The sequence below is a fragment of the Kitasatospora sp. NPDC093806 genome (assembly GCF_040683335.1).
Lineage (GTDB): Bacteria > Actinomycetota > Actinomycetes > Streptomycetales > Streptomycetaceae > Kitasatospora.
The window spans coordinates 34,782-61,422 of the sequence record NZ_JBFBDO010000042.1 but is presented as its reverse complement, the minus strand read 5'-3'; the positions used below and the strand labels follow the sequence as shown (position 1 = coordinate 61,422).

At 74.4% G+C, this 26,641-nt stretch carries 19 protein-coding genes and 1 pseudogene; 5 read left to right on the top strand and 15 right to left on the bottom strand.

The genetic code is table 11. The annotated features are described in order from the left end of the window. The first annotated feature begins 247 nt into the window (after window positions 1-247). Window positions 248-1,126, top strand: coding sequence for a patatin-like phospholipase family protein (locus AB0N76_RS20775; RefSeq protein WP_363558960.1), 879 nt, complete (start codon window positions 248-250; stop codon window positions 1,124-1,126). A 208-nt stretch (window positions 1,127-1,334) separates the two neighbouring features. Here the strand turns inward: AB0N76_RS20775 and AB0N76_RS20770 are convergent, their stop codons facing one another. The 6 genes from AB0N76_RS20770 to AB0N76_RS20745 form a co-directional block, all read right to left on the bottom strand. Next, window positions 1,335-1,796, bottom strand: a complete 462-nt coding sequence (locus AB0N76_RS20770) for a flavodoxin family protein (RefSeq protein WP_363558959.1) — start codon at window positions 1,794-1,796, stop codon at window positions 1,335-1,337. Between the two features lie 105 nt (window positions 1,797-1,901). Further along, window positions 1,902-5,330 carry a hypothetical protein gene (locus AB0N76_RS20765; protein WP_363558958.1) on the bottom strand — a complete coding sequence of 1,143 codons (3,429 nt, stop codon included), beginning with the start codon at window positions 5,328-5,330 and terminating at the stop codon, window positions 1,902-1,904. 29 nt (window positions 5,331-5,359) lie between these two features. Further along, window positions 5,360-6,019 carry an FHA domain-containing protein gene (locus AB0N76_RS20760; protein WP_363558957.1) on the bottom strand — a complete coding sequence of 220 codons (660 nt, stop codon included), beginning with the start codon at window positions 6,017-6,019 and terminating at the stop codon, window positions 5,360-5,362. Continuing rightward, window positions 6,007-6,699 (bottom strand): 4Fe-4S cluster-binding domain-containing protein, encoded by a 693-nt coding sequence (locus AB0N76_RS20755; protein WP_363558956.1) that lies wholly within the window; start codon window positions 6,697-6,699, stop codon window positions 6,007-6,009. The genes AB0N76_RS20760 and AB0N76_RS20755 overlap by 13 nt, the downstream gene beginning before the upstream one ends. Continuing rightward, on the bottom strand, window positions 6,687-8,897 hold the full coding sequence (locus AB0N76_RS20750) for an AAA family ATPase (protein WP_363558955.1): 2,211 nt from the start codon (window positions 8,895-8,897) through the stop codon (window positions 6,687-6,689). The genes AB0N76_RS20755 and AB0N76_RS20750 overlap by 13 nt, the downstream gene beginning before the upstream one ends. Next, entirely contained in the window at window positions 8,887-10,317 is a 1,431-nt protein-coding gene (locus AB0N76_RS20745) for a hypothetical protein (RefSeq protein WP_363558954.1), read from the bottom strand. Before AB0N76_RS20745 ends, AB0N76_RS20750 begins: the two co-directional genes overlap by 11 nt. A 330-nt stretch (window positions 10,318-10,647) precedes the next feature. On the opposite strand from AB0N76_RS20745, the gene AB0N76_RS20740 reads away from it, so the two are divergent. Next, window positions 10,648-11,310, top strand: coding sequence for a hypothetical protein (locus AB0N76_RS20740; protein ID WP_363558953.1), 663 nt, complete (start codon window positions 10,648-10,650; stop codon window positions 11,308-11,310). 4 nt (window positions 11,311-11,314) lie between these two features. Beyond that, a complete protein-coding gene (locus AB0N76_RS20735; RefSeq protein ID WP_363558952.1) occupies window positions 11,315-11,980 on the top strand; it encodes an RES family NAD+ phosphorylase in 666 nt (221 codons plus the stop codon). A 44-nt stretch (window positions 11,981-12,024) separates the two neighbouring features. Here the strand turns inward: AB0N76_RS20735 and AB0N76_RS20730 are convergent, their stop codons facing one another. After that, window positions 12,025-12,822: a siderophore-interacting protein gene (locus AB0N76_RS20730; RefSeq protein WP_363558963.1), complete on the bottom strand. Its 798-nt coding sequence runs from the start codon at window positions 12,820-12,822 to the stop codon at window positions 12,025-12,027. A gap of 97 nt (window positions 12,823-12,919) precedes the next feature. Continuing rightward, window positions 12,920-14,110 carry an erythromycin esterase family protein gene (locus tag AB0N76_RS20725; RefSeq protein WP_363558951.1) on the bottom strand — a complete coding sequence of 397 codons (1,191 nt, stop codon included), beginning with the start codon at window positions 14,108-14,110 and terminating at the stop codon, window positions 12,920-12,922. Window positions 14,111-14,188: 78 nt separating this feature from the next. On the opposite strand from AB0N76_RS20725, the gene AB0N76_RS20720 reads away from it, so the two are divergent. Continuing rightward, window positions 14,189-14,920: a TioE family transcriptional regulator gene (locus tag AB0N76_RS20720; RefSeq protein WP_363558950.1), complete on the top strand. Its 732-nt coding sequence runs from the start codon at window positions 14,189-14,191 to the stop codon at window positions 14,918-14,920. 33 nt (window positions 14,921-14,953) lie between these two features. Here AB0N76_RS20720 and AB0N76_RS20715 read toward each other — a convergent pair whose 3' ends face one another. Continuing rightward, window positions 14,954-15,496 (bottom strand): MOSC domain-containing protein, encoded by a 543-nt coding sequence (locus AB0N76_RS20715; protein WP_363558962.1) that lies wholly within the window; start codon window positions 15,494-15,496, stop codon window positions 14,954-14,956. 49 nt (window positions 15,497-15,545) lie between these two features. Continuing rightward, window positions 15,546-15,866 (bottom strand): putative quinol monooxygenase, encoded by a 321-nt coding sequence (locus AB0N76_RS20710; protein ID WP_363558949.1) that lies wholly within the window; start codon window positions 15,864-15,866, stop codon window positions 15,546-15,548. A gap of 99 nt (window positions 15,867-15,965) precedes the next feature. Here AB0N76_RS20710 and AB0N76_RS20705 point away from each other — a divergent pair, with 99 nt between their 5' ends. Next, complete coding sequence (locus AB0N76_RS20705) at window positions 15,966-16,289, top strand: helix-turn-helix domain-containing protein (protein WP_363558948.1); 324 nt, start codon at window positions 15,966-15,968, stop codon at window positions 16,287-16,289. A gap of 68 nt (window positions 16,290-16,357) precedes the next feature. Here AB0N76_RS20705 and AB0N76_RS20700 read toward each other — a convergent pair whose 3' ends face one another. The 5 genes and pseudogenes from AB0N76_RS20700 to AB0N76_RS20680 all read right to left on the bottom strand — a co-directional run bounded on the left by AB0N76_RS20700 (window position 16,358) and on the right by AB0N76_RS20680 (window position 26,636). Beyond that, window positions 16,358-21,328 (bottom strand): glycosyl hydrolase family 18 protein, encoded by a 4,971-nt coding sequence (locus AB0N76_RS20700; protein ID WP_363558947.1) that lies wholly within the window; start codon window positions 21,326-21,328, stop codon window positions 16,358-16,360. A 1,454-nt stretch (window positions 21,329-22,782) separates the two neighbouring features. Further along, window positions 22,783-22,974 (bottom strand): annotated as a pseudogene (locus AB0N76_RS20695) (IS630 family transposase); the annotation flags it as partial. Between the two features lie 37 nt (window positions 22,975-23,011). Next, the gene (locus AB0N76_RS20690; RefSeq protein ID WP_363558946.1) at window positions 23,012-23,884 is read right to left on the bottom strand and encodes a metallophosphoesterase; all 873 of its coding nucleotides are present in this window, start codon (window positions 23,882-23,884) and stop codon (window positions 23,012-23,014) included. Beyond that, window positions 23,881-25,734, bottom strand: a complete 1,854-nt coding sequence (locus AB0N76_RS20685; RefSeq protein WP_363558945.1) for an ABC transporter ATP-binding protein — start codon at window positions 25,732-25,734, stop codon at window positions 23,881-23,883. Before AB0N76_RS20685 ends, AB0N76_RS20690 begins: the two co-directional genes overlap by 4 nt. Next, a complete protein-coding gene (locus AB0N76_RS20680; protein ID WP_363558944.1) occupies window positions 25,731-26,636 on the bottom strand; it encodes an ABC transporter permease in 906 nt (301 codons plus the stop codon). The genes AB0N76_RS20685 and AB0N76_RS20680 overlap by 4 nt, the downstream gene beginning before the upstream one ends. Window positions 26,637-26,641 lie beyond the last annotated feature (5 nt).

The window sequence follows — 26,641 nt, the reverse complement described above, 5'->3', positions numbered from 1 at the left end:
ACTTCTGGTCGCCCAGTACTTCGCCGCGTCCTGCGGGGGCGCCCCGTTGTCGATCATCAAGGAGTACATCGAGAACCAGAAGCGACCGGGGTAGCACTCCGCGCTACCTCCCGCAACGAACTCCGGCGCTCCGCGCCTCCGCACCAAGGATGCGATTCCTCCCGGGCCTGAAGGCCCGGGGATCCTCGCAAGATCATGCTGACGTCAATATATGATACGACTGTTTCAATAACGGGAGGGGACAGTCATGGACGCACTCGATCAGGCACACAATCAGGCACCCGTTCGGGCACTCGCGCTGGGCGCCGGAGGCCCCGTCGGCGCGGCCTGGACGGCCGGACTGGCCTGCGGGCTGCGCCGGGCCGGGGTGGACCTCGGCGAGGCCGATCTGATCGTCGGCACCTCGACCGGTGCGATCGTCGGAGCGGTGCTGGCCACCGGTCAGGACCCCTCGCGGCTCGCCACCCCCGTACGCCCCGACGGCTCTCCCGGCACCCCGCCGCAGGTGGACCGGCGCCGGCTGGGCGAGGTCTTCGCCGTGCTCCGCGACGCCGCCTCGGACCCGGCCGAGGCCTGGCGGCGGGCGGGCCGGATCGCCCTGCTCGCCGAGACCGGCCCCGAGCAGGCCCACCTCGACCGGATGCGCGCCCTGGCCGGCACGGACCGGTGGCCGGACCGGCGGCTGCTCATCCCCACGACCGACGCCGGGACCGGCGAGCAGCGGGTCTTCGACCGGGCGAGCGGCGCACCGCTGACGGCGGCCGTCGCGGCCGGCACGGCCTTCCCGGGCATCTACCCGCCGATCACCATCGACGGCCGCCGCTACCTGGACGGCTCCCTGCGGTCGGCAACCAACGCCCGGCTCGCGGCCGACGCCCGGCTCCTCGTCGTCATCGACCCGCAGGCCCACCTGTTCCCCCGCGAGTTGCTCGACCGCGAACTCGCGGAGGCCGCGGCCCGGACGGTGGTCACCATCGAGCCCGACGCGGCCTCGATCCTCGCCTTCGGCCCGGACCCGAGCGACCGCCGCGCCTGGCAACCGGCCTACCGGGCAGGCCTCGACCAGGCCGCCGCCACCGCCCCCCGCCTCCGCCCGGCGTGGACATCGGCGGCGACAACGGCCTGACTCAGCACCAGGCCCGGCCGGTGCCCGCCCCGCAACGCCGGCCCGGAGAGGTCCTGGACTCCACGCCCCACCCCCCCGCCTGAACCTCGGCCGGTCCGCCGGCCCGCCCCGGCGCCACGCGCGACCACCGGCCGTCCTGGGTGCCGGGGTGCTTGGCGGGCCGCCGCCGACGGCTGCCGCCGCCGCGCTCGGGCATCCGGGTACGTGGCTAGTGGTCGGCGCGGAGCCGCTCGGCGAAGGTGCGGGCGGCGGCGAGGTCGTCCGGGTTCGGGCGCTGCTTGTTGAGGCCGCCGATGAGCTTGAAGGGGGCCCAGGTGTCGAGGGCCCGGCAGGAGAAGCGGCCGCTCACCTCGTAGCCCTTGGCTTCGAGGAGGCGGGCCAGGGGGCGGGTGACCGGTGCCAGTGGCGGCTCGGGGAGACCGCTGGTGGCGAAGACGAACACCCGGCCCTGCCCGGTGGGGAGTGCCTTGGCGAAGTCGGTCAGGCTGGAGTAGAGCCGGCCGTAGCGGACGCCCGAGCCGAATCCCACCAGGTCGGCGGCGGCCAGTTCCCCGAGGTCGGCCTGTTCCGGGGAGACGACCTTCGCGCCGCCCAGGACCTCGGCCATGGCGTCGGCGACCCGACGCGTGTTGCCATGCGACACGGAGGCGCACACGATGACGGTCTTCATTTCTCCGGATCCCTTCTCTCGCGGTCGGCATGAGGACGACGGAGCGGCATCCGATGTGACAGCACGGCACGTGTGACGGCGGCCACACTGCGGGGGTCCGGCCTCCTACTCCGGATCCGGGGCGATTCGGCGGAGCGTCCAGACCGCCAGGTAGCAGGCAAGCGGGAGGACCACCAGGACGGCCGCCCAGAAGGAGGCGTGGCCCCACAGCTCGCCCAACGGGCGGAACCAGGCGCCGAGGACGGGAATGCGCAGGGCCTCGAAGGGGCCGAGCGGTGGCGGCCAGGCGCCCAGGGCCACGGCGCCGAGGGCCGAGCCGGCGAGCAGGCGGCGGGCCGCCTGCGGGAGGGCGGTCGCGCTGAGCAGGGCGAGGAAGGCGAGCAGGAGCAGGAAATCGGCCTGGTAGGCGGCGCCGGCCTGGCCGGTGCCCCAGACCGCCGGGCCGGGGTGGTCGCGGGTGACGACGGCCACCCGCACCTCCACCGCCGCCCAGAGCAGCAGGGTCAGGACGGCCGTCCCGCCGAGCCAGAACAGCAGCCGGTCGCGGTAGCCGTCGCGGCCCTCCCGCCAGCGGTTGGCCTCGCCGCCCGTGCGGGCGCGGCGGCGGGTGGCGAGGCGCAGGCGGTCCGCCCGGGCGCGCTGCGCCGCCTCGTCGGCCGGGGTGAGCAGCCAGCGGACCGTGCGACTGTTGAGCATCAGTGCCAGGACGACGGCCGCCACCGAGCCCGCGCCCGCCCAACTGGCCAGCCCGCCCTCGAACATGACCACCCGGTCGACCACCGCCTGCGGCGGCTTGAGCACCGTCATCGGCGGCCCGAGGTGCAGGTAGCCGATGGTGAACGAGGCGGCGACGGCGAGGAACAGCATCCGCCGCCCGACCCGGGCCGGGAAGGCCGCCACCGCGACGGCCGCCGCCAGCGCCGCGCCCAACTGCCCCGCCGTGCCCCGGGCGGCGACCTCGCCGGCGGTGCGCAGCGGTCCGTCGAACGCGCCGCCGGGCAGGACCTCCGCGCCCGTCCCGCTGTCGATGGCGATCCGCCAGACGGCGCCCGCCCAGAGGGTGATGGAGAGGGCGATCAGGATCAGCGCGGCCGCCATCGCGCGCCGGGGCAGTGCGCTCTGCGCCCCGCCCCACCACGCGCGCGCCCCGGCCCGCCAGGCTCCCCGGTTCCGGCCGCGCTGGGCGCCGCCCGCGCGGACGCTCCGCACCTGCAGCACGGCCGCCGACGCCAGCAGGCCCCGGCCCTCGACGGTGTCCGGGGCGGCGGTGAGCGCCCGGCGGCGCAGGTCCGACCAGTTGCGCCGGAACTGCTCCCGCCCGCCGCCCCGAACCCGGGCCGTGACGGTCCCGACCCCGTCGGCGACCACCGCGGCCGCCTTCTGGGCCGGTCCGGGCAGGGCGCGCAGCGGCCCAGGCAGGGCGGCCAGGCGGCGGACGACCGCGCGCCGCTGCCCGTCCGGCTGGACGGTGAGCAGCAGCGCCCAGCGCCGGGCGGTCCTGCGCTCGGCGGCGGAGAGGCGGCCGTCCCCGCCACCGCCGCCGCGGGCACCGAGCGTGCGGGCCTCGCGTTCGACCACGGTGAGCACGGCGGGCAGCTGGGTGAGCGCGAGCAGCCGGGCGCAGGCCTGCTCAGGGCAGCCCTCGTGTCCGCAGTGGAAGCGGGCGGCGAGCGCGGGCAGTCCGGCGGCGACCAGTTCCTCGACGAAGGTCAGCGCGTCCGGCTCCTCGGCCTGCTGCGCCAGCCCGGCCGCGTCCACCCGACGGTCCCTCACGTGCGGGACCGCCGCCGGGGTGAACGCCGCGCCGAGCGCCAGCACCGCGCGGGAGGCGGCCGCGGAGCGCTCGGCGGGGGTGCCGCGTTCGACGTCCTTGAGGTAGTGCAGGTCGAAGACGGTGTCCTTGACCTCGTCGCGCAGCCAGTCGCGCAGCCGCCGGGCCCCACCGCCCGCGGCGCCGCCGACCAGCCAGGCCGCCGCGTCCGCCGACCGGGCGAGCAGCGCCTCGGCGAGCGCGGCCGGGTCGTGGAAGTCCTCGCCGCGGAAGGCGATCGGACGGTGCGCGGGCGCGGCGGGCGGCGGTTCGGGCGCGGACGGCTGGGCCACCCGGTTGCGCACCACGTCCGGGCTGCCGCCGTTCAGCCACTCGCGGACCTGCGGCGCCGTCCAGCGGTCGGCCGGGTCCTTGGTGAACAGTCCCTGGAGCAGCAGCCGTTGGCGCGGGTCGGTGACGGCGGCGAGGTCCACCTCGTCGTCGATCAGCAGGCGCTCGTGCAGCGCCTCGTCGTTGACGAGGTCGCCGTCGGCGCGGCGGTAGCGGGTCTGACCGGTGAACACCTCGTAGAGGATGGTGCCCAGCGACCACCACGGGCCGGCCTGGTGGTTGCGTCCGATGAGCTGCTCGGGCGCCATGAAGGCGGCCGTGACCTGGAGGTCCATGAAGCTGCGGCTGGCGGTGAGCTTGGCGACGCCGCCGAAGTCGGCCACCACGAACTGGGGCTTCGCCGAACCCCGGGTGCGGACCAGGATGTTGGCCGGTTTGAAGTCCACCGGGTTGCGGTGGACGGTGTTCTGCCAGAAGTCCAGCAGGGCGACCAGTTCGCGGATGATCCGCTCGATCTCGCCGGGGCGGTCGAGCCGGCCGCGGTGGCGCAGCGAGGCGACGTGGTCGGCGAGGGTGACGGGGAGGTACTCCATCGCCATCCAGTCGCGGAGCACGCCCGCGTGTTCGACCCGGCCGTGGCCGAGGATCTCGGGGACGTGGCGGCGGAAGGCCGGGTCGCTGCCGAGGTGGGCGAGGAGTTCGGTGTCGGCCTCGACGCCGGGGTTGCCGACCTTCACGGCCGCGTCACCGACGGCGCCGGCGCCGTCGATGCGGCGGACGTGCCAGACGGTGCCCTCGCTGCCGGAACCGGCCTCGCCGAGGGGTTGGAAGCGGGCGGTGAGGGCGGTGGGGAAGGTGGCGGGGAGGCCGCTGCCGGGGGCGGGGGCGGGCGTGGGGGTGGCGGCGTTGACACGGGCGGTGGGGGGCGTCGCCGGGCCTGGGCGCTGGAGGCGGGTGCGGGGATCCGGGCGAGCGGGGGTGGCGGGGCCACGGGGGTTCTGGAGGCGGGTCGGCGGGCTGCCGGCGGGGGTGGTAGGCGCGGCAGGCGCGGGCGTGGCGTTCGCGCCGCCGGTGGCCGGACTGCCGGTGGCCGGGGCGCCGGGGCGCTGGAGACGGAGCTTCGCCCGGGACTTCGCCGGGCTGGAGTTCGCGGCAGGGGCCGGCGTGGGAGTGGCGGCACCACCGTTGCCGCCGGAACCGGTGGCGCGCTGCGCCCGGGTGGGCGGGCTCGCGGCGGGGGTCGCGCCGCCGTTCGTTCCGGGCTTCCTCGGTCCCTGGCTCGGGACCTGGCCCGCGCCCGAGCCCTGACCCGAGCCCTGACCCGTGCCCTGCCCCGAGCCCTGACCCGTTGCCTGGCCCGTGCCCTGGGCCTTCCCCGGTCCGCGTCCCTGCTTGCGGGTGGGCGGGCTCGGTTCCGGCGGTGTGTCGGCCATCGCGCCGTTCTCCTTCTCGCGCTCCCCGCTCACCGGGGAGCGCCGAACTCGTCTATCTCGATCACCTGGACGTCGATGTCCCGCGCGAACCGCAGCCGCTGCCCCGGTCCGACCCGGGTGGGGCCGGTGACCTGCACGCCGTCGACGAACGTGCCGTTGGTCGACCGCAGGTCCTCGACGTGCAGCTCGCCGTTGATCCAGCGCAGCCGCGCGTGGTGCCGGGAGAGCTGGTCGAGGCCGGCCAGGCCGGGGATCGCGGCGCAGTCGGGCTCGTCGCGGCCGATGGCCAGCCCGCCGCCGCCGCGCTGCTGCTCACCGCGAACCGGCAGCAGGGCCCCGGCGATCACCAGGGCGAGCCGGACCACCGGCTGACGGGACGGCTGCCGGGCCGGCTGCTGAGGCTGCTGCTGGGGCTGCTGCGCCGGCTGACCGGCCGGCCGCCGGGCCTGCGGTCGGCCCTGCGGCCCGCGCGGCTGCCCCTGCGAAGCCGCCGCGGGCGCGGCAGGCCCGGCGGACGCAGCAGGCCCGGCGGGCGTGACCGGCGTCGCCGGGGTCTCGGGCGGCGCGTCCTGGGCCGGGTCGTAGCGCTCCAGCTGCTCGAACACGTGCACCTGGCAGTACCCCCGGGTCGGGGAGGTCGGGCACTCCCCCGGGGCGCCCACCGGGCAGCGGTAGATCACGGTCGCCACGAGGTCTCCCGCAGGGTCACACCGCGCCGGACCAGCTCGCGTTCGATCCGGCCCAGGTCCCCGGGACGCGGCACGCCGATCACCCGGACCTCGCCCTCGGTCACCTGGACCTGGAGTTCCGGCCGCTCGGGCCGGTGGTCCAGGTAGGGCGCGTAGCGCTCGCGGCCGAGGGCCGTCCGCAGGTCGAGCCGCTGGTTGGCGGAGCCGCGCCAGGCGAGCCGGGTGGGCTGTCCGGCCCGGTAGCGGCCGGTGATCACCGCGTCGGCGCCATCCAGGGCGGACGCGGTCGCCGGGTCGGCGGCCAGCTCCTCCGGTTCCCAGCCGGTGTACACCAGCAGGTCGGCGGCCCGGGCGGCGGCCGAGCCCGCGCGCCGGCGTTCCTCGTCGGCGGCGGCGAGCAGCGCGGCGAGCGCGGGGGCCTGGGCCAGCGGTTCGCCGCCGCTGACGGTGAGGCCGTCGATGCCGTCGGCGAGCGCCGCCCGCCAGAGCTCGGCGAACCGCCCGACCGTCAACTCCCGCCCGCCGGCCGGGTCCCAGGTGTGCCGGGACATGCAGCCGGGGCAGGCCAGCGGGCAGCCCTGGAACCAGACGCCGAGCCGCCGCCCGGGGCCGAGCGAGGTCACCGGCCGGTACACCTGGGCGACCCGGGCGGCATCCGCGCCGCCGTTCAGCCCGGCCAACGCTCGACCTCCAGCCGGTAGCCGCCGCCGTCCCCGTCGCCCTCCACCGACAGCACCTCGATCCGCTCGCCGCGCCGGGGCGGGGTCCGGAAGACCTCCTTGGCCAGCGGGTTGACCAGGGCCGACTCGACGGCGGTCAGCACGCCGCGGCCGCCGTGGTCGAGCCGGCGGGTCGCCTCGACCCGCAGCACCTCCCAGGCGTCGTCGGAGAGCGTCAGCACGGCGCCGTGGACGTCCAGGAGCCGGCCCGCCACCGAGGCGATGGCCTTGTCCAGGATCTGCGGCACCCACTTGTCCTGCATGAAGTCCATCGGGATGAAGTTGTCGCCGAACCGGTTGCGCAGCTCGGGCCGCTTGATCTGGTCGTTGAAGAACAGGTCGAAGGCCTCGCGCAGGGCCTGACGGACGATCACCGGATCGTCGTGGCGAGTGAGTTGGCGGCGGCTCTCGCGCGGGGCCTCCTGGGTGGGTTCGGTGGCCTGCTCGACCGCCGGCCCGGCCGCCGTCGCTCCGGCGGCGTCCTCCGGCTCCGCGCGGGCGGCCTTCGGCGGGTCGCCCTTCACGGTGGCGGTGACGCCGAGGTTGGAGGTGAAGATCAGCACGCACTCGGTGAAGTAGACGGTGGCGCCGCGGCCGTCGGTCAGCCGGCCGTCCTCCAGGATCTGCAGGAAGAGGTCGAACAGCCGCGGGTTGGCCTTGTCGATCTCGTCGAAGAGCAGCACGCTCATCGGGTTGGCCCGCACCGCGTTGGTGAGTTCGCCGCCCGCGTCGTGGCCGACGAAGCCGGGCGGGGCGCCGATCAGCCGGTCCCGGGCGTGCTCCTCGGCGAACTCGCTCATGTCGAAGCGGATCGGCCGGGCGTCCTTGCCGAGGATCATCTCGGCGACGCCCTTGGCGAGTTCGGTCTTCCCGACGCCGGTCGGGCCGGAGAGGAAGAGGGTGCCGCGCGGGCGGCTGGGCGAGCTGGACGCCTGCGCGCCGTTCAGCCCGGCCGCCGAGCGCATGAAGATCTCCAGGGTGCGGCGGACGGCGTGCGGCTGCCCGATCACCTTGCCGTTGAGGAAGTCCTCGCCGGTCGCGATCCGTTCACGCAGCGCGGCGGTCGCCCACGGGTTGTCCAGCACGCCGATCCGGTAGAGGCGGGCCGCCTCGTCCAGCCGCTGGACCGGCAGGTTCCGGTCCAGGGCCATCCGGCCGATCGCCATCACCTCCGAACTGCCCATGCCGTGCGAGGAGTCGGCGAGCGCCTTGGCCGCCGCCGCGGTCTCGGCCCGGTCGATGGCCGGCCCTCCGGTCGCCGCCTGGTAGCGGGCCAGGCCGCCGACGACGTGCCGGGCGGCGGCCAGCCGCTGGTCGTGTGGCGGCTGCGGCACGTTGATCACCCGCACCGCGCGGCTGCCGACCGCGAACTCCCCCGGCAGCTCCTCCTGCCGCTCCACCACCCAGAACACCGTGTTGTACGGCGTCACGGCGCTCGCCCCGTGCACCGGGCGGGCGGTGTGGCCCAACTCCTCCGCGGCGGCGAACAGTCGGGCCGCCTCCCCGGCGACCGGGGCCTGCGGCGAGCCGAGCCGGCCGGCGTACGGGATGACCAGGCCGATCGGCGGGCCGGGGTGGCGGACCACGCCGACCATCGCGTCGCGCAGCCGGTCCAGCATGTCCGACTCGTCCTCGTCCGCGTCACCGCCGGAACCGGAGCCGGAACCGCCGCCGGAGCCGCCGCCGGAACCCGATCCGGAACCGCCCTCGCCGCCCCGGCGCCAGCGCTCGTCGCGCTCGGCGAACTCCCGGATCACCTGCGGGATCTGCTCGATCGTCGCGCTCAGCCGCAGCAGGGCGATCCGGTCGTTCACCTGGTCGTAGAAGGCCAGCGAGCCGTAGCCGCGCGCCACGCACAGCGACTCGATCACCCCGCCGAGGGTGTACGGCGCCACGGTGGTGCTGGTGCCGGCGGCGTGGTCGTCGGGCAGCAGGTACTGGTCGCGGACGTTGCCGGTGAGCAGCACCTGCGGGTAGACGGTGAGCGCCATGTCCAGTTCGCGGATCCAACTGGGCGTGGTGGGGGTGGGGTTGTCGTCGTCACCACCGGCGGCCGGCTGCTGGGCCGGGCCGTCCTTGGACATGTTCGGCTGCTGCGGCTGCTCCGGTTGCTCGGACTGCTTGGGCCGCCCAGGCTGCTGCGGTTGCTCATCGCTCACGTCGGCGCTCCTGCTGCTGCCTGGCGGCGGCGGTCGTGCCGCTGCCGCGCCGGTTCTTGCGGCGGCGCGGGGTCGCGGCGCCGGGCGGTTGCGGCCACGCGTCGCCCGGGACGAGGCCGGCGGCCAGCATGCCGGGCGCCATCGTGGCGGTCCGCTCCAGCCGGACGCCCTGCTGCCGGACGTCGTCCTCGATGGCGGGCAGCTGCTCCTCGCAGAACCACTGCTGGACCAGTTCGTCCCGCTCCTCGACGCCGTCCTCGTCGCCCTCCCCGCTCCCGGCGACGTCCGCGCCGTCGGTGCGCCGGACGACGGCGGTGGACAGCGTGGCCCGGTCCGGCGCGAGCACCAGGCGGAGCCCGTACCCGGCGGCCGGCGGTTCGCCGTCGGCCCTGCCGTCCGCCGCACCGTCCGCCGCGCCGTCCACCGCGCCCCGGCCGGGCTCCGGGTCGCCGAACGGCACCACCACCTCGCCCTCCTCGGCGAGCAGGTCCTCGAAGTCCTCGCCCACCAGGTAGTCCCGCTCGCGCAGCGCCTCGGCGAGCGCCGCCGCCACCGGCGCCCGGTTGCGGCGCGCGTCCGCCCGGGCCACCGCCGCCTCCACGGCGGGCCGCAGGTAGGCCGGGTCCTCGGCGGCGGCGAGGTCGGCGAGCAGCCGGTCCCGCTCGGCCGGCTCCGCCTCGCGGGCGAGTTCGGACAGCGCGGCCCGCAGTTCGGCCCGCTCCTCCGCGCGGGCGCGGCGCTGGACCGAGTGCTGGACCAGCGCGGCCAGGTCGGTGAGCGTCGTCCGCACCTCGGACACGGAGCCGGCCGCCTTCAGCGCGCGCACCAGCCCCGCCACCCGTTCGAGGTCGGCCGGGTCGCAGCGGGGCACGTCGCGGTCGAGCACGGCCTGCGCCTCGGCGAGCGCGCCGGAGCGGACCCGTTCGGTCCGTTCGACCCGCTCCGCCTCGGCGGCCTCGGCGACCTGCCGGGCCCGGTCGGCGGCCTGGGCGGCCGCAGCGCGCACGTCCGTACGCGCCGGACGCGGACGTTCCGGTTCGACCACCGCCTCCGGCAGCACCGCCGACCAGACGTCCTTCACCGCCTCCGCCAGCTCGCCGGCCGCACGCGCGTTCGCCGCCTTCGCCCGCTCCACCGCCCGCGCCAGCTCCGCCTCGTCCGCCCCGGCGGAGACGGTGACCGTCTCCACCGCGACCCGGGTCGTCCGGTACGAGCGGCGCAGCTGCTTCGCCTCGCCGCGCAACTCCTGGGCCTGCTCGTTCAACTCCCCGAGCCGGGCGCGCAGCTCGGCCCGCCGCTCCTCGGCCCGCCGCAGGTTCTCGGCCCGCTGGGCCTCGGCGGCCAACTGGGCGCGCAGCCGCCGACGGCGCTCGGCCTCCTGGTCGACATAGGTCCACCCGTATCCCGCGGAACTGCTCACCGGCCGCCTTCCGAGCGCGAGTCGTGACGTGGGGCGCCGACCGACCGGGAGTTACGGCACCGGTCCGGTACACCTCACGCGCGCCACCGGGCCGGTGCGGGCCGTGCCGACCGGCCGACCGCGTGCGATGAGCGCGCGGCACGACGACCGCGCGCGAAACCGGAACCGCCCCCGAGGTGCTGCTGAGCACCCATCATGCCGCAGATCACCGGCAGGCGTTCCACCTTTGCGAATCCGGGATCACCACCCACGGCGCGCCCCGGCACGCTACATTGACCCACGGCCGGACGGTACGGACCGAGGCGACCGAGGCAGGGGGGGTGACGGACGATGGCGTTGGCCGATCTGCTCGGCATCCTGTGGGAGCAGTGGGACGAGGTGCAGCAGTACCTCGACGAGCCCACCCGGGCCCGGATCCAGGAGCTGCTCGACGCGCCCGGCGCCGACCCGGAGCGGACCGCGCGCAGGATCGCCCGCCTGGTGAACACCGCCGTCCCCGAGGGGCACCCGATCCGGGCCGCCCTCGACGACTCGGTCCGCTACTCGCGCGGCTCGGCCGCCGCGCGGATCTCCCCGGACGACCTGGCACGGCGGATGCGGGCCCTCGTCGTGCCCGCTGCCGTTCAGGCATCCGACCCGCCCGTGACGCCGCCCGCCGACGCCGACGACTGGCTGCTCGACGCCGACCACGTCACCGCCGCCGACTACCGGGCCGACGGCCACGACCCCGCCGACCCCGACCTCATCCGGCTGACCGACCGCCAGGGCACCGTCCGCCTGCCGTCGTTCCAGTTCGACGGCGCCTCCGGCCGTCCGCTGCCCCTCGTCGTGGCCGTCAACCGGCTGCTCGACGCCGACGACGACCCGTGGGGCGTCGCCGACTGGTGGCTCGGCGCCAACGCCTGGCTGAACGCCGTCCCCGCCCGCCTGCTGGGCACCCCCGGCGAGCGCTCGCTGCTCGCCGCCGCCCGCGCCGAGATCGCGGAGTGGTGACCGCATGCCCGACGTGAAGGTCCCCGCCCCGACCGTGCGCGCCACCCCGCACCGCGAACTGCTGCCCGCCGGCACCGTGCTGTACCGGGTGTACTCCGCCGCCTACCCGGCCACCGCGTTCAACCCGAACCCCGCCGACGACCACTACCAGGGCGGCCGGTTCTGCTCCTACGAGGGCGACGGCGAGCGACTGCCCTACCTGTACGCCGGGTTCTCGGAGCGGACGGCCGTGCTGGAGACGCTGGTCCGCAGCCTGCCGTTCGACGACGGGGGCTGGCGACGGATCCGGCGGGCGGCCGTGCGCGGCCGGGTGCTGTCGCGGATCGAGACCACCTGCGACATCCCGCTCGTCGGCCTGCTGACGCCGGACCAGCTCGCCGCCGTCCACCAGGACGAGTGGCTGATCCACTGCACGCCCGACGAGTACCCGCGCAGCCGCCGCTGGGCGGCCTGGATCCGCGGCCAGGCGCCGTGGGCGCAGGGCCTGAAGTGGCCGTCCAAGCGGGACCTGGGGAGCCCGGCGTGCATCCTCTACGAGCGGGACGGCGCCGGCGCCCTCGTCAAGCCGGCCGGCCCCGAGCCCGTCCCGCTGGACACGGCCGAGGGTGCCGAGCTCCTCAACGGCCTCCTCGCCCCGCTCCACACCAGGGTCGACCCGCCGCGCCGGTAGGTCGGGCCCGGCCGTCAGTCCTGGTCCGGCTCCTGTTCCTGTCCCTACTCCTGCTCCGACTCCGCCGGTTCGTCGGCGCGCTGGTCCTCGGTGTGACCGGCCCGCCAGTAGCCCATGAAACAGACGGCCCGGCGGTCGAAGCCGCGTTCGCCGACGAGGTGGCGGCGGAGGGCCCGGACGGCGGCGGACTCGCCGGCGATCCAGGCGTACGGCGTGCCCGACGGCAGGACCGCCGCGCGGACGGCCTCGGGGAGGGCGAGGGCCCGCGGGTCGCCCCGGTGCAGCCAGCTGATCGTGGTCGCGGGGCGGTCGGCGGGCAGGTAGCCGTGCTCGCCCGGGCCGTCGACCTCGGCGAACACCCGGACGGGCAGGCCGGCGGGCAGTTCGTCGAGGATCGCGGCGATGGCGGGCAGGGCGGATTCGTCGCCCGCCAGCAGCACCCAGTCCGCGCCGGCCGGCGGGTGGAACTCGACGCCGCCGGCCTCCTCGATCGCCGGGCCGCAGACCGTCACCCGGTCGCCGGGGGCGGCCGTCATCGCCCAGCGGGAGCCGGGGCCGTGGTCGCCGTGGACGGCGATGTCGATGTCGAGCTCGTCCGGGTCGCGGCGCTGCGCGCGGACGGTGTAGGTGCGCAGCACCGGGCGGACGGCGGGGTCCATGGCCCGCCAGTTCTGGTACCAGGTGAAGTCCTCCTCGCCGTCCGGGACGAGCGGTTCGGTCTGTCCCGGCAGCGGGAGGAGGAGTTTGATCCGCTGGTCGAGGCCGCCGTTGACGAAGCCGGCGAGGCCGGTGCCGCCGAGGGTGACGCGGGCCATGTGCGGGGTGATCCGGCTGGTCCGCAGGACGTGGAGCGGGAAGAGCAGGAAGCGCGCGGGGGCGGCGGTGCTGGTCAGGGCCGTCTCCTCTCACCTTGGTCAGGTCAGGGCAATTTAGGTAAGGCTAACCTACCTGACGGGAAGTTCGCCCCCGTTCGACGGCCCCGCCGTCGCGGATGTGCAGGATCAGGTCCGCGCCGGCCACCGTCGCCTCGTCGAGCGGGAAGTAGCCCTGCTCGGGGGTGGTGTCGGTGCGGACGCCGCTCCGGGGGACGTCCGAAGCCGCCGTCAGGGACCAGCCGGGGTCCGCGTCCGCGTCGCGACTCTGCAGGAAGCCCTCGTAGGTGTCCGGGGCGGGGTCGGTGAGCCCGACGGCGTTGCTGCGTCCGAGACTCCCGGCCACGAACAGGTACTCCTCGCCGCCCGTCGCCAGGGCGGCCAGGATCCGGCCGGCGCCGTACCAGGTCACGTCCTGCTCCCCCATCGTCCAGACGGTCGGGTTGCGTTGGAGGTGGCCGTTGTGGGCGAAGACCAGGGTCCCGCCGCGCGCGGCCTCCACGCTCCTGATGTCGAGCAGGTTCCGGGCCATGAGCTCGTCCCGGACCGCCAGCAGTCCGGCGATCCGGGCGGGCAGCTCCAACGGGCGGGCGGCCTGCCGGTGGTAGCGGAGCAGCCCGATCCCCGCCGTCAGATGCGTCCTCGCCCGGAGCCAGCGCGCCCGCGAGGCGGCCGACTCGATCCGCTCCGGCGCGCGGGCGTGCAGCAGGCCGTCCAGGTCGTCGGCGAGCGCCCGCAGCCGGTCCGCCCCGGCCGTCGCGCCCGGGGACTCCGCCGCGTCCAGCACCGCCTCGGTGCGGCTCCACCGCTCGTCGTCCCCGGCCGGGCCCGCGAGGTCCAGGTCGAGCCCCAGGTAGTCGCGGACGTGTTCGAGGTACGGGCGCGGGGCGGGCGCGCGGTCCCACTCGGTCGGGGCGTCGAAGCCGTGGAACGCGACCCGCTCGGCCGGCGGCCGGTCCCGGTTGTGTGCGCGCAGCCAGGCGACCAGCCCTCGGTTGGCGTCCAGTTCCCCGAACTCGTGCGAGAAGCCCGTCCGCATCACCTCGTCGAGCGACCCCACGCCCTCCCGCACGTAGTCGTCGACGGCCAGCGCCGCCACCCGGTCGGTCTCCAGGGCGATCGACCGGAAGCCGCGCTCGACCAGCCGGGCGAACAGGTCGTTGCGCACCCACCCGAAGGCCGGCTCCCGGTGGGTCGGCTCACCGAACGCCACCAGTCCGCATGAGGAGGGCACGAGGTCTCTGCTGTCCTGAGTCATGAGGCTCAAGCGTATCCTTGAAAGACCGTTTGAGACTTTTCGAGTCTCGGCCCCGGGATCAGGGAGAAAAGTCTCAAAGTGGCTGACAGAGTGGCCGATGAACCGGTGGCGACCAGGCTGCGGCCGGCCGACCTCGCGCGGGAGCACGGGCTCTCCCCGCAGGCGGTCCGCAACTACGAGCGGGACGGCTTCCTCCCGCCCGCCGAACGCACACCCACCGGGTACCGGATCTACACCGCCGTGCACGCGGCGGCCCTGCGCACCTTCCTCGCCCACGTCCGGGCGTACGGGCACGCCACCGCCGGGGAGATCATGAACGCGGTCCACGACGGGCGGCTCGACGACGCCCTGACCGCCATCGACCACGGGCACGGGCGGCTGCTCCGCGACCGGGAGACCCTCGCCGCGGTCCGCAGCGCCCTGGACCACCTGCGGGACGCCGGGTCACCACCCCCGGCCGCCGGCGTCCTCCCCCGGAGCATCGGGGAACTCGCGCACCGGCTCGGCCTGACCCCGGCCACCCTGCGCACCTGGGAGGCCGCCGGCATCCTCGCCCCCGCCCGCGACCCCGCGACCGGGTACCGGGTCTTCCGCGCCGACGACGTCCGCGACGCCGAACTCGCCCACCTGCTGCGCCGCGGCGGCTACCGGCTGGACGCCATCGCCACCGTCGTCGAGCAGGTCCGGACCGCCGGCGGCACCACCGCCCTCACCGCCGCGCTCACCGACTGGCAGGCCCGGCTCACCGCCCACGGCCTCGCCATGCTCGACGCCGCCGCCCACCTCGGCCGCTACCTGAACCCGGCCTGACCGCGGCCCCACGACGGCCCGACCGCCCGACAGTCAGACCCGGTCCAGCGGACGGTGCGGCCCGTCCGGCAGCTCCACCTCGATCGCGTCGCCGGGGCGCACCACACCACCCGTCCGCACCACGCCCATGATCCCGGCCTTGCGGACGATGTTGCCCGCCCCGTCCCGCCCGACCACCTGCTTCAGCAGCCCGTCCCGGAAGGCGTCGATCTGCCGGCACGGGTTGCGCAGCCCGGTGACCTCCACCACCGCCTCGGCACCGATCCGCAGCAACGCGCCCACCGGCAGCCCCAGCAGGTCGACACCGCCGGTGGTGATGTTCTCGCCCAACTCCCCGGGCGCCACCGCGAAGCCCTGCTCCCCCACCTCCGCGAACAACTCCTCGTGGATGAGGTGGACCTGCCGCAGGTTCGGCTGCGTCGGATCCTGCGCCACCCGCGACCGGTGCCGGACCGTCACCCCGGCATGCACGTCCCCCTCGACCCCGAGCCCCGCGAGCAGCGTGATGCTCGCCCGGTTCGGCTTGGTGAACGCATACTCCCCGTTGCTGCTGACCGCCGTGACCGCGCCACCCATACCGCGCCAACCCCCCTGCTCGGAACGATGATCCACCTCACCACCCTAATCAGTCGGTGGACCGCTCCCGGTAGGGGCTGTGCATGATGAGCCGGCGGATCTCCAGATCCTGCTCCAGGTACTCCATCCGGCGCTCCCAGAAGTCGCGCAGGTGCGGCAGGGCGAGGTGGGCCTCCAGGTCCGCCTCGCTGCGCCAGACCTCGTAGAAGACGAAGACGCCCGGAGCGCCATGGTCCTCGTGGAAGTGGTACTCCAGACAGCCGGGCTCCCGGCGGGTCGGTTCGACGAAGGACAGCAGCAACTGCCGCAGGTCGTCGACGCGTTCGGGCTTGGGGCGGGCGGTCCCGACGAGGGTGAACGGCTGGTCCACGGGGATGTCCTTCCAGAGGTATGAGACTTTTCGTACCTACGGCACGCTAGGCCACCCCAGAGGTACGATGCAAGTCGTACCTAGGAGGAGGTGGTGGTGATGCCCGACGACGAGGGGCACCCGGACACGGCGGAGATCGAACTCGGCAAGGTCCTGTCCGCACTCGCCGATCCACTGCGGCGGCGCGTCGTGCGGGAGCTGGCGCTGGGGCCCGCCGACGACGCGCGGACCTGCAGTTCCTTCGCGCTGCCGGTCGGCAAGGCGACCGTCACCTACCACTTCCGCACGCTGCGCGAGGCCGGGCTGATCCGCCAGGTCCACCGGGGCAACAGCCGGATGGCCAGCCTCCGCCGCGCCGACCTGGAGCAGCGCTTCCCCGGCCTGCTGGCGATCCTGACGGCGGAGGACCGACCAAAGACGTAGGAAGACACCGGCCCGGCTCCCCCTGGTGGGAGAGCCGGGCCGGCACCGCACGGCTGTGGGTCACGGGGTCACGGAGCCGGGCTGAGCTTCTTCCACGGCCGGCCGCCGTTGGCCTCCGCCGTCCCGGGGGCGACCGTGGTGTACCACTGCGCGTACCAGTAGAAGCCCTGGTACTTCACGAACGCGGCCGTCGAGGCGGCCGGGTCGCCCGTGAGCAGGTGGGTCCCCCGGGTGGTGGCGCCGCCGGCGACCTCGATGTCGTTGCCGCCGGCGGAGCGCAGCTTGAACAGGCCGTTGTGCCTCGGTGCGCCCGGTGCCCCCTCGCTGCCGTTGTCGGCGATCGGGACGAGCTTCCACTTCTGCTCGTTCCGCCCGTCGCACGGGAGCGAGGCGAGGTCCTGCCGGGCGGCGGTCGCGGTCAGACACCGGCCGCCGCTGCCGACCGTGTAGAGCCCGCCGCCCGCCGGCTGGACGCGCCAGTACTGGTTGGGGTTCTGCTCCATCGCCTCCACCAGGTGCGCCCGGGACTGGTCGGGGTAGTTGTCGATCATCATGGGCTTCCCGGCCGGGCTGTCGCCGTACTCGAACTGCCAGCCCTTGTCGCCCTTGTCGTACATCCGCCACAGCCGTCCGCCGTCGGGCCGGTAGACCTGGCCCGGCCGCCAGTCGGGGGCCTGGCAGGAACTGCCCTCACCCGGGGCGGGCGGGGTGACGGTCCGGACGTCGCGGCGCCGGTCCCCGGTCGAGCCGAACTCGCGCCCGCCGATCCGGAAGGTGACGTTGGACGGTCCGGTGACCGGCAGGTAGTACTTCAGGTCGATGTCCCGGGACTTGCCCGGCGCCAGGTCCTCGCAGTAGCCGAGGGTGATGGTCAACCGGTGGAAGTCCCCCTTCAGCCCGCCCGCGTTGGGGCCGGTGTGACCGGGGACGAGGCCCTTCAGCGGCTTGTAGTCGTTGTCCTTGACCACCGGCGGCGTCGAGGTGGGCAGGTCGAACGTGATCTCGGTGCCCTGGGCGAGGGTGACCCCGCTGTCGTTGGTGATCCGCAGCTTCGGCTGGACGGGGTAGAAGTCGTCCTTCCCGGTGGGGAATTCCACCAGTTCCGCCTTGACGTCGATCACCTCCGCCGGCTGGGGCCGCCCGCCCGCCTTGGTGTTGCCGGCGGCGCCGGCGCCCTTGAGCGCGTCGTCCAGGCGGGTGGTCAGGTCGTAGCCCATCCCCCACTCCCCGCCGGGCCGTCGGGCGTAGTCGCCGGCGAGCTCCCAGATCATCGCGCCCCCGATGCCCTTGTCCACGATGTACTTCGCCTTGGCGTCGATCGACTTCTCGTTCTCGGTGGAGAGGAACACCTTCTTGCTGTCGTTCCACAGCCAGGACGCCTGCAGGGCGTCGGAGTACTTCTCGGCGTAGCCGCCGGTCAGCTGCCCGGACGGCAGGTTGGTGTCCACCCCGTAGGAGCGGAGGTAGCCGGGGGTGCGGCCGTCCTGGAGGTTCCTGGTGTGCCACAGCGGGTTGGACCCGGCGCCGACCTCGCGGCCGTTCTCCAGGTCGTGCCAGACGTTGTCGATGCCGACCGCGCCCAGCCCGCAGGACTGCGCGTTGGCGGGGCCGCGGCCGCCGGTGCCGAGCGGGCACTGCGACTGGTCCGGCATCGCGGCCGTCCCCCACAGCCCGTCGGTACCGCCCCGGACGTCACGCCAGCCGCGCGAGTAGTACGGGATGCCGAGGTTGATCCGGCCGGCCGGCAGGGCGCCGCGGTAGTAGTGGTAGGCCCAGTCGGTGTTGAAGTAGCCGGTCTTCTGGAAGTCCTTGGTGTTGGGGGCCTGGTCGTCGTAGATCCCGGCGTCCGCCAGCTCGTTGTCCCGCCCGTCGTCGTAGAGCGGGGCCTGCGGCCCAACGAACTTGTTCCAGGAGCCGTGCAGGTCGTAGCTCATGACGTTGACGTAGTCCTGGTACTGGAGGGCCTGCCCGGCGTCGAGCCCGCGCACCAGGTAGCCGGAGGCGGAGCCCGCCGAAGTCAGCAGGTAGTAGCGGCCCTTGTCCGCGCCCGCTCGGTCGAGGCGCTCGCGCAGGGTCTTCATCAGCGCGTTGTAGCCCTGCTGGAGGCCCTTGCGGCGCGGGTTGGAGACGTCCCAGTCCAGCGGGTTGCCGGTGTCGGGCAGCGCGGTCGGGTACTCGTAGTCGATGTCGACGCCGTTGAACCCGTACCGGTCCAGGAAGGCGGTGACGGAGTCGGCGAAGGCGTCGATGCCGGGCTGGTTCACCGATCCGTCGGCGTTGGTGGTCATCGTGTGGAAGTTGCGGGTGTCGGCCCAGCCGCCGACCGAGATCAGTGTCTTCACCGCCGGGTGCTTCTTCTTGTAGGTGTTCAGCAGGTTGAAGTGCCCCTTGTACGGGAGCGACGGGTCCATGGCGTTCTTCTCGCCCGGCCAGGTCATCCCGGTCGCGGGGTTCGCCGGATCGTTCGGGTCGCCGATGCTGATCCGGTTGTCCTGGACCTTGGCGAAGGCGTAGTTGACGTGGCTGACCTTCGACCAGGGGATGTTCGACACCAGGTACTTCGGGTCGCCGTCGGCGCCCGCCCGCCATCCGGTGAAGTAGCCCACCACGCGCCGGGTGCGGCCGTTGCCGACCCACTCGCGGCCCGCGCCGTCGTACACGTCGCAGTAGCGGGCCGAGACGCCCGCGGTGGGCGTCATGCCCTCAGGGCGGCAGTCGCCCGCGGCGGTCGGCTTGCCGCCGCGGTCGTCCGGGGCGGCGTCGAACGGGTCGCCCGCGTCGCTGCCGCCGGGCGTGCCCACCGGGCGGGCGGCCAGCCGCCACTGCTGGGCGGGGCTGGCGGCGCAGTCCGAGATCTCCAGCTGCCGGGTGGTGTCGGAGCCGGGGACGGTCAGGCACCTGCCCGAGTTGGGGTTCTTCAACTCCTGGCGCGCGGTGTAGATCCAGCGCTGCGCGGGGCTCGCGTTGCACGTGTACAGCTGGACGGGTGTGCCGTTGCCGGTGCGCCCGCCGTCGACGTCCAGGCACTTGGCCAGCGACTGCAGCGACCCGTCCGCCGCCACCGTCCACGCCTGGCCGTCGGACCCGGCGCAGTCCGCCAGCCGCACCGGCGTCCGGTCGTCCCGGGTGCCGCCGCGCGGCTCCACGCACTTGTCGCCCAGCCCGCGGATCGTGCCGGTCTCGGTGCCGGTCCCGGCGTCCAGGAACTTCCACTGCTGGGCCTTGCTGTCGGCGGCACAGGCGGCGACGACGAGTGCCGCGCCCGCGGCCCCGGCGGTCAGGCAGCCGCCGTCGGCTGCGCTGACCAGGGTGTACCAGCCGGTGCCGGTGCCCTTCGCCTGCCACACCTGGTTGGCGTTGCCCTCCTGGACCTCGACCAGGTGGGTGGTGTGCGGCCCGGGGTCGTGGTCGACGACCATGCCCGGGGCCGTCGCGGCCGCGAGGCGCCAGCTGCCGCCGCCCAGCGAGCGCGTCACCCAGCGCTGGGCCGGACCGCCGGTGGGCTCCCGGGCCTGGACGCTCGTCCCCGCAGTGGTGTCGCCGCCGCTGAGGTCCACGGCCATACCGGTACCCGAACGCAGCTCCATCTGCTGGCCCTCGCGCGGGTTCGTGGCGGCGGTGTCACCATCGGCGGGGGTGAAGACGATGCCCTCCTGGTACTCGATCTTCCAGGTCTGCATGTCCTTCATACGGTCCTCGGAGCAGCCGAAGACGCTGACCCACTTCCCCTCCGAGGTATCCCGCCCCGGGTCCTGCGTCAGGCACTTGGCGGAGTCGCCGATGGTCAGTCTGACCTTGCCGTCGTCCGTCGGGACCACGGTCCAGCCGGCTTCGGCGTCGGCCAGGTACGTCCAGGTGCTGGCGCGGCCCCGGTCCAGGAAGCCGCCGTTGCGCTGCGACTGCAACGAGATCTTCGAGCCCACGTTGTGGAGCAGCCACCGCTGGCTGGGCTTCCCGAGGTAGGGGTTGGTGAGGAGGTAGCTGCCGGAGGCCTTCCCCTCGTCGTCCAGCACCTCGTCCGTGCGGGTGTTGCGCAGGATGACGATGCCTTCGCGCCTCGCGGAGGCATCGGGGGTGACGGCCATGCCGTCACCCGAGCCGGCGCAGGTGAAGATGTACTCCTTGGAGCCGGACACCGCCCTCCCGAACTCGGTCAGGCACCGCGACAACGCCTGCTGCCCGAACGCGTTGGGGTGGATGGCCTCCTGGGCGTCGCCCTGCCGCATGGTCGCCCACTTCTCCCAGCCCGGCAGGTAGGGGACCCAGCGCACCCACTCGGCCTTGTCCGCCGGCAGTGGGGCGCCGTTGCCGTTCGCGCTCGTCGCCTGCTGCGCGGTGTCGGCGCACAGCTCGTGGCCGGCGAACGCGTTCTGCACGTCCAGGAAGCGTGCCCAGGTCATCCCGGCCGCCTGCCGCAGCATCTCGCTGATCCGGGGCACGACGGAGGTGTGGGCCCAGTCCGCGTCGACCTTGAGGAACGGGCACCCGCCCGTCACATAGCGGCTCCGGTCGACCGTCCCGCCTTCCGAGGTCTGACCCTCGCCGTAACGCAGCGCGTTCTTGCCGGGAAGCACGTTCGGGTAGGACTGGAGCACCAGCTCGTAGTTCGACTGCCGGGCCTGGAGCATCGTGGCTCGGACCGCGGTCAGCGTCTTGACGATCTCGGCCCGGACGGTGTTGAGCCTGCCCGCGAACTCGTCCTCCTTGGCCCGGGAGCAGGGCTGTTTCAGGGTACTGTCGGCGACGAAGTAGGCCACCCCGCAGTTCGCGACGATGCCGCTGAAGTCCAGGTCGTTGCCGCCGATGGACACCACGACCAGACGGATGTCGTAGACGGCGGCGAGGTCGGCCAGTTGCTCGACCTGTGGCTTCTCCCCCTTGAACCCGTCGGAGAGGATGTTCTTGGTCGTCGCCCCGGAGCAGGCGAGGTTGAAGCGCCGCTCCGGCGGGACGTCCGCGTACTCCATCCCCTTGATCGGCGCCACGTCCGAACGATCGCACCGGTTCCCGTTGAAGTCGTAGGACGTCGCGTCGTACACACAGTCCTTCCCCGCCTGACACCGCGACCGCCGGTCGGTCCCCCAGACATCCCCCTCCGGTCCCGTCAACGCGTTCCCGGCCCAGCGGCCGCCCTCACCGGAGATGTAGCTGTCGCCCAGCGAGACGATGGCCGCCGGTCTCGTCGGAGCACAGCCCACCGCAGACGTGGACCCGGCGGTGGGGGGGGGGCGGGGGGGGGGGGGGGGGGCGGCGGGGGGGGGGGGGGCGCCCCCCCCCGCGCCGGCCGCCCCGGGGGGGGCGGGCCCCGGCCGCGGAGGCCGCCCCCGACCTGGGTACGACTGGCGCCAGCACGGGGACCGGGGGACCTGGTCGGTTGCAGACCTGACCCCGACCGCGCGGGTCGACGGCGAAGGAGACGGGGTAGTGATCGGAGCTCTCCATATACGTGAGGCGGCGCGCCGCGTACTGATGGCCGGCTTGCAGCCCGTGGGCGACCATGTAGTCGTATTCCGACTCAGGGTTCGGTACCTCGTACGTCGGGAGTCCGGAGTCGATGATCTGAGTCCCCGGCCCGCCAAGCCCCAGCGGAAGTGTGTCGGGCTCCCGGTTGAAATCGCCCATCACCGTCCACGAGGCCGCCGGACCTGGATACTTGTTCGCAACGGCCTGAACCAGGCCAGGGGCATCCGGGCCTCTTGGGGAGTCCGCGTGGATGTTGTAGAACCAAGCGTCATCGCGGCGGATACCGAACGCGGGGCGGGGATTGGCAACACCCCCCACCGCCGGAAGCACACCGACTGCGGCTGCCGCCCGATCACTGACCGTCACCAGCGCCCGGCCATTTCGAGGGGTTTCCAGGTAGTAGACGTAGTAGACACGGCCGTTCCGCGGGTGGGTCCACTGGTACGTGACGACGCGGAACGCGCCGTCCGCGTCGTCGTTCCATCCGGGTGTATCGGTGTCGAACCCCGGACGCACGAACTTCACGTCCGTCTGCACCATGCCGGGCGGCACGGTGTCGGGATGCTCCTGCAACGCGACCACGTGGTACCGGTCCAAGAGGTGGGGCAGGTCGTCGGGGTTCGACCATTTCGCCGTGCCCCCTTGCATGTTCCACGTCGCCACCGTGACATCTGTGATAGCGGCGGAAGCAGGGGGTGCGAACGTCGGGAGTGTCTGCGCGAGCACGGCGATCAGGGCGAGCACCAGAACGACGGCTATGCGCGCCGGGAAGGATCGCGTCATCGGCGACCCTTTCATTAACTGTGAACGTAGTTGACGGTCAAGCATTCCGCTTCTCATATCTCACAGCGCCTCATCAGTAGACGGGGTGTCAAGTGACGATCGATCGAAGCAGCGGGCGGTATACGTCTCGTCAACACGGGGCGGAGCTTCAAGGAGGGCACCCGCTCCTCACAGCGGCAGTCGGACCGGAAGGTCGCTCCTGCCGACCCGGCCCCGGGCACTGCGCCGCCCCAGTGGACACCCTTACCTCTGTCTTGGTATCGCGGTCGGGGTCGGGCGACTCCTTCCACGTCTTGGTGCATTGAAAGGCGTCGCCGTGGTGGGCGAGCCGGCAGCGTAGCGCCGCACGGCCGATGCGGATCACACGGCTGTGGACCTCTCACCGGTAAGCGGCGAGTTCGCCGATGGACCAGCGGATGAAGGGTCAGCCGAGGCACAGGTGCGGGCCCAGGCCGGGTGCGGCCTGGGCCCGCTGGTCAGCCGTGGAAGGCGGGCCGCAGGAACGGGCGGTGTGCCGCGGCGGGGGCCGGTGTGGTCGGGAGGATGCGGCGGAGGGGGGACGGGGTGCCGCGTGGGGACCACTCGCGGGGGTAGCCGAGTGAGACCTCGTGGAAGGGGACGCCGTCGGTGCGGGTGGTGCGGGGAATGTGGAGGTGTCCGTAGACGACGGCGGCGGCGTGGAAGCGGCGGTGCCAGTCGGCGGTGCGCTCGGTGCCGCACCAGAGGGCGAACTCGGGGTGGCGCAGTACGTAGGTGGGGTCGCGGCGGAGCGGGAAGTGGTTGACCAGGACGGTGGGGAGGGCCGGGTCGAGGGCGGCGAGTCGGCCCTCGGTCAGCGCGAGTCGGGCCCGGCACCAGCTCTCGCGGTCGGGGAACGGGTCGGGGTGGAGCAGGAGTTCGTCGGTGCAGACCACCCCGGCGGCGTCCGCGGCGGCGAGCGCGGCCTCCTTGGTGGTGGTGCCGCGCGGACGGAAGGTGTAGTCGTAGAGCAGGAAGAGCGGCGCGACGGCGACCGGGCCGCCGGGGCCGGTCCAGACCGGGTACGGGTCCTCGGGGGTCACCACGCCGAGGCCGCGGCAGAGTTCGACCAGCGCCCGGTAGCGGGCGGCGCCGCGCAGTTGGACCGGGTCGTCGGGCAGGGTCCAGAGTTCGTGGTTGCCGGGCGCCCAGATGACTTTGGCGAAGCGGGAGTTGAGGAGTTCGAGGGTGCGGGCGACGTCCTCGAAGCGTTCGGCGACGTCGCCCGCGACGATCAGCCAGTCCTCGTCGGTGGCGGGGCGCAGGGCGGCGGCGACGGCGCGGTTCTCGGGGTAGCCGACGTGCAGGTCGGCGATGGCGAGCAGGTTCACGCACGCACCGCCAAGGGCTCGGTGGCGGCGAGGAGTTGGCGGGTGTAGGGGTCGGCGGGGCGGTCGAAGAGCCGGTCGGCTGGGGCGGTCTCGACGAGCCGGCCGTCCTTCATCACGGCGACCCGGTCGGCGAGGTGGCGGACCACGCCGAGGTCGTGCGAGATGAAGAGCAGGGCGAGGCCGAGGTCGCGGCGCAGGTCGGTGAGCAGGTCCAGGATCTGGGCCTGGACGGAGAGGTCGAGGGCGGAGACCGGTTCGTCGCAGACCAGCAGTTCCGGGACGGGCGCCAACGCCCTTGCAATGGCGACGCGTTGGCGCTGGCCGCCGGAGAGTTCGGTCGGCCGGCGGGTGAGCAGGGCGGTGGGCAGGCCGACCTGGTCGAGCAACTCGGCCACCCGGCGCCGCCGTTCGGTGCCGCGCGGCACGCCGGCGCGGGCGACGGCCTCGGCGACGACGCGTTCGACGGTGAAGCGGGGGTCGAAGGAGCCGAGCGGGTCCTGCTGGACGGCCTGGATCCGGAGCCGGTCGGCGCGGCGGCGGCGTTCGGTAAGTTCACTCCACGGGCGGCCGGCCAGTCGGACGGTGCCGGTGTCGGGGCCTTCCAGGCCGAGGACGATCCGGGCGGCGGTGGTCTTGCCGGAGCCGGACTCGCCGACCAGCCCGAGGGTCTCCCCCGGGTGGATCCGGAAGGAGACCTCGCGGACGACGGGGCGGCCGGCGTAGGACTTCCCGATCCGGTCGACGGCGAGGAGAGGGTCGGGGAGGAGGGGGTCCGGGAGGAGGGGGTCGGACCGCGAGTCGGATGGCGCCGGGGCGGGCGCCGGTTCGCGGACGGTGAGGGCGGCCGTGGCGGGGTGCCAGCAGCGCGCGCCGTGCGCGTCGACCGGGGGGAGGACGGTGCGGCAGGTCGGGTCGGCGGCGGCGCAGCGGGCCGCGTACGGGCAGCCGCCGGGTTCCGGGGCGGGCAGGCCGAGCGGTTCGGGGGCGAGCCGGGTGCCGCGGGTGCGGGCGCCGGGGACGGCGGCGAGCAGGGCGCGGGTGTACGGGTGGCGGGGGGCGGCGAGCAGGCGTGCGGTGGGGCCGGTCTCGACGATCCGGCCGCCGAACATCACCGCGACCCGGTCGGCGAGCCGGGCCACCACGGACAGGTCGTGGCTGATCAGCAGCAGGGCGGTGCCCTGGCGGCGGAGCTCGTCGAGCAGGTCGAGGACCTGGGCCTGGACGGTGACGTCGAGTGCGGTGGTCGGTTCGTCGGCGATCAGCAGGTCCGGCTCGGCGGCGAGCGCGGAGGCGATCAGGGCGCGCTGGCGCAGGCCGCCGGAGAGCTGGTGGGGGTACTGGGCGGCGCGTCGTTCGGGCTCGGGGACGCCGACGCGTTCGAGCAGCGAGCGGACCCGGGCGGGGGCCTCGTCCCGACCGGCCAGGCGGTGGACGCCCAGCGGTTCGGCGACCTCGGCGCCGACGGTGCGCAGCGGGTCGAGCGAGACCAGGGCGTCCTGGAGGACGAGCCCGATCCGGCGGCCGCGCACGCCCCGCCACTCGGTCTCGGTGAGCGCGGTGAGGTCGAGCCCGTCGAAGGCGAGCCGGCGGGCGGTGACGGCAGCGGGCGCGCGGCCGCCCGCCGCGGTGAGGCCGACCAGGGTGCGGGCGGTGACGCTCTTGCCGGAGCCGGACTCGCCGACCACGGCCAGGCACTCGCCCCGGTCGAGGGTGAGTGAGACGTCGCGGACGGCGTGCACGGGGCCGAAGCGCACGTCGAGGCCGTCGACGGCGAGCAGCGGCGTGGACGCGGCAGGGGTCGGCGACGGGAGCGACGGGGGCTCCGGGAGCGGCGGGGCGGCGGGCGTCATGCGTCGGTCCTCCGGGTGAAGCGGGCCTGGGCGCGGCGGCCGAGGACGTTGACGACCAGCGCGGTCGCGGTGATCGCGGCGCCCGGGAACACGCCGATCCACCAGGCGGTGGCGAGGAAGCGCCGCCCCTGGGAGAGCATCGCGCCCCACTCGGGGCTGGGCGGCTGCGGGCCGAGGCCGAGGAAGCTGAGCCCGGCCGCGGCGATCAGCGCGGTGCCGAAGCCGACGGTGGCGAGGACGAGCATCGGCCCGACGGCGTTCGGCAGCACGTGCCGGACGATCAGCAGCGGGCGCGGCAGACCGAGCCCGACGGCCGCCTCGACGTAGCCGGAGCGGCGGACCACCAGGGTCTCGGCGCGGACGATCCGCGCGTACCCGGGGACGAAGGCGATCGCGATGGCGAGCATGACGTTGAGCGATCCGGTGCCGAGGACGGTGACGGCGAGCAGGGCGAGCAGGATCGGCGGGAGGGCGAGCAGGACGTCGGCGAGCCGCATCAGCACCTGGTCGGCCCAGCGGCCGCCGAGGGCGGCGGCGAGGCCGAGCGCGGTGCCGCCGGTGATGGCGAAGGCGGTGGCGCCGAGGCCGAGCAGGAGGGAGGGCCGGGCGCCGTACAGGACGCGGGCGAGCAGGTCGCGGCCGAGCTGGTCGGTGCCGAACCAGTGCGCGGCGCCGGGCGGGGTGAGCGCCTCCACCGGGTGGGTGTCCACGGGTGAGGCGGAGGTGAGCAGGCCGGGGGCGAGGACGGCGAGCAGGAGCAGCGCGAGGGCGGCGAGGGCGGCCCCGAGCGCGAGGCGGCGGGCGAGCGGTGCACCGGGGCGGCGGCGGAGGAGCCGGGCGGGGTCGGCGGGCTCGGTGGCCTCGGTGGTAGTGGTCGGCTTCTCAAGGGTGGTGTGGGACATGGGAG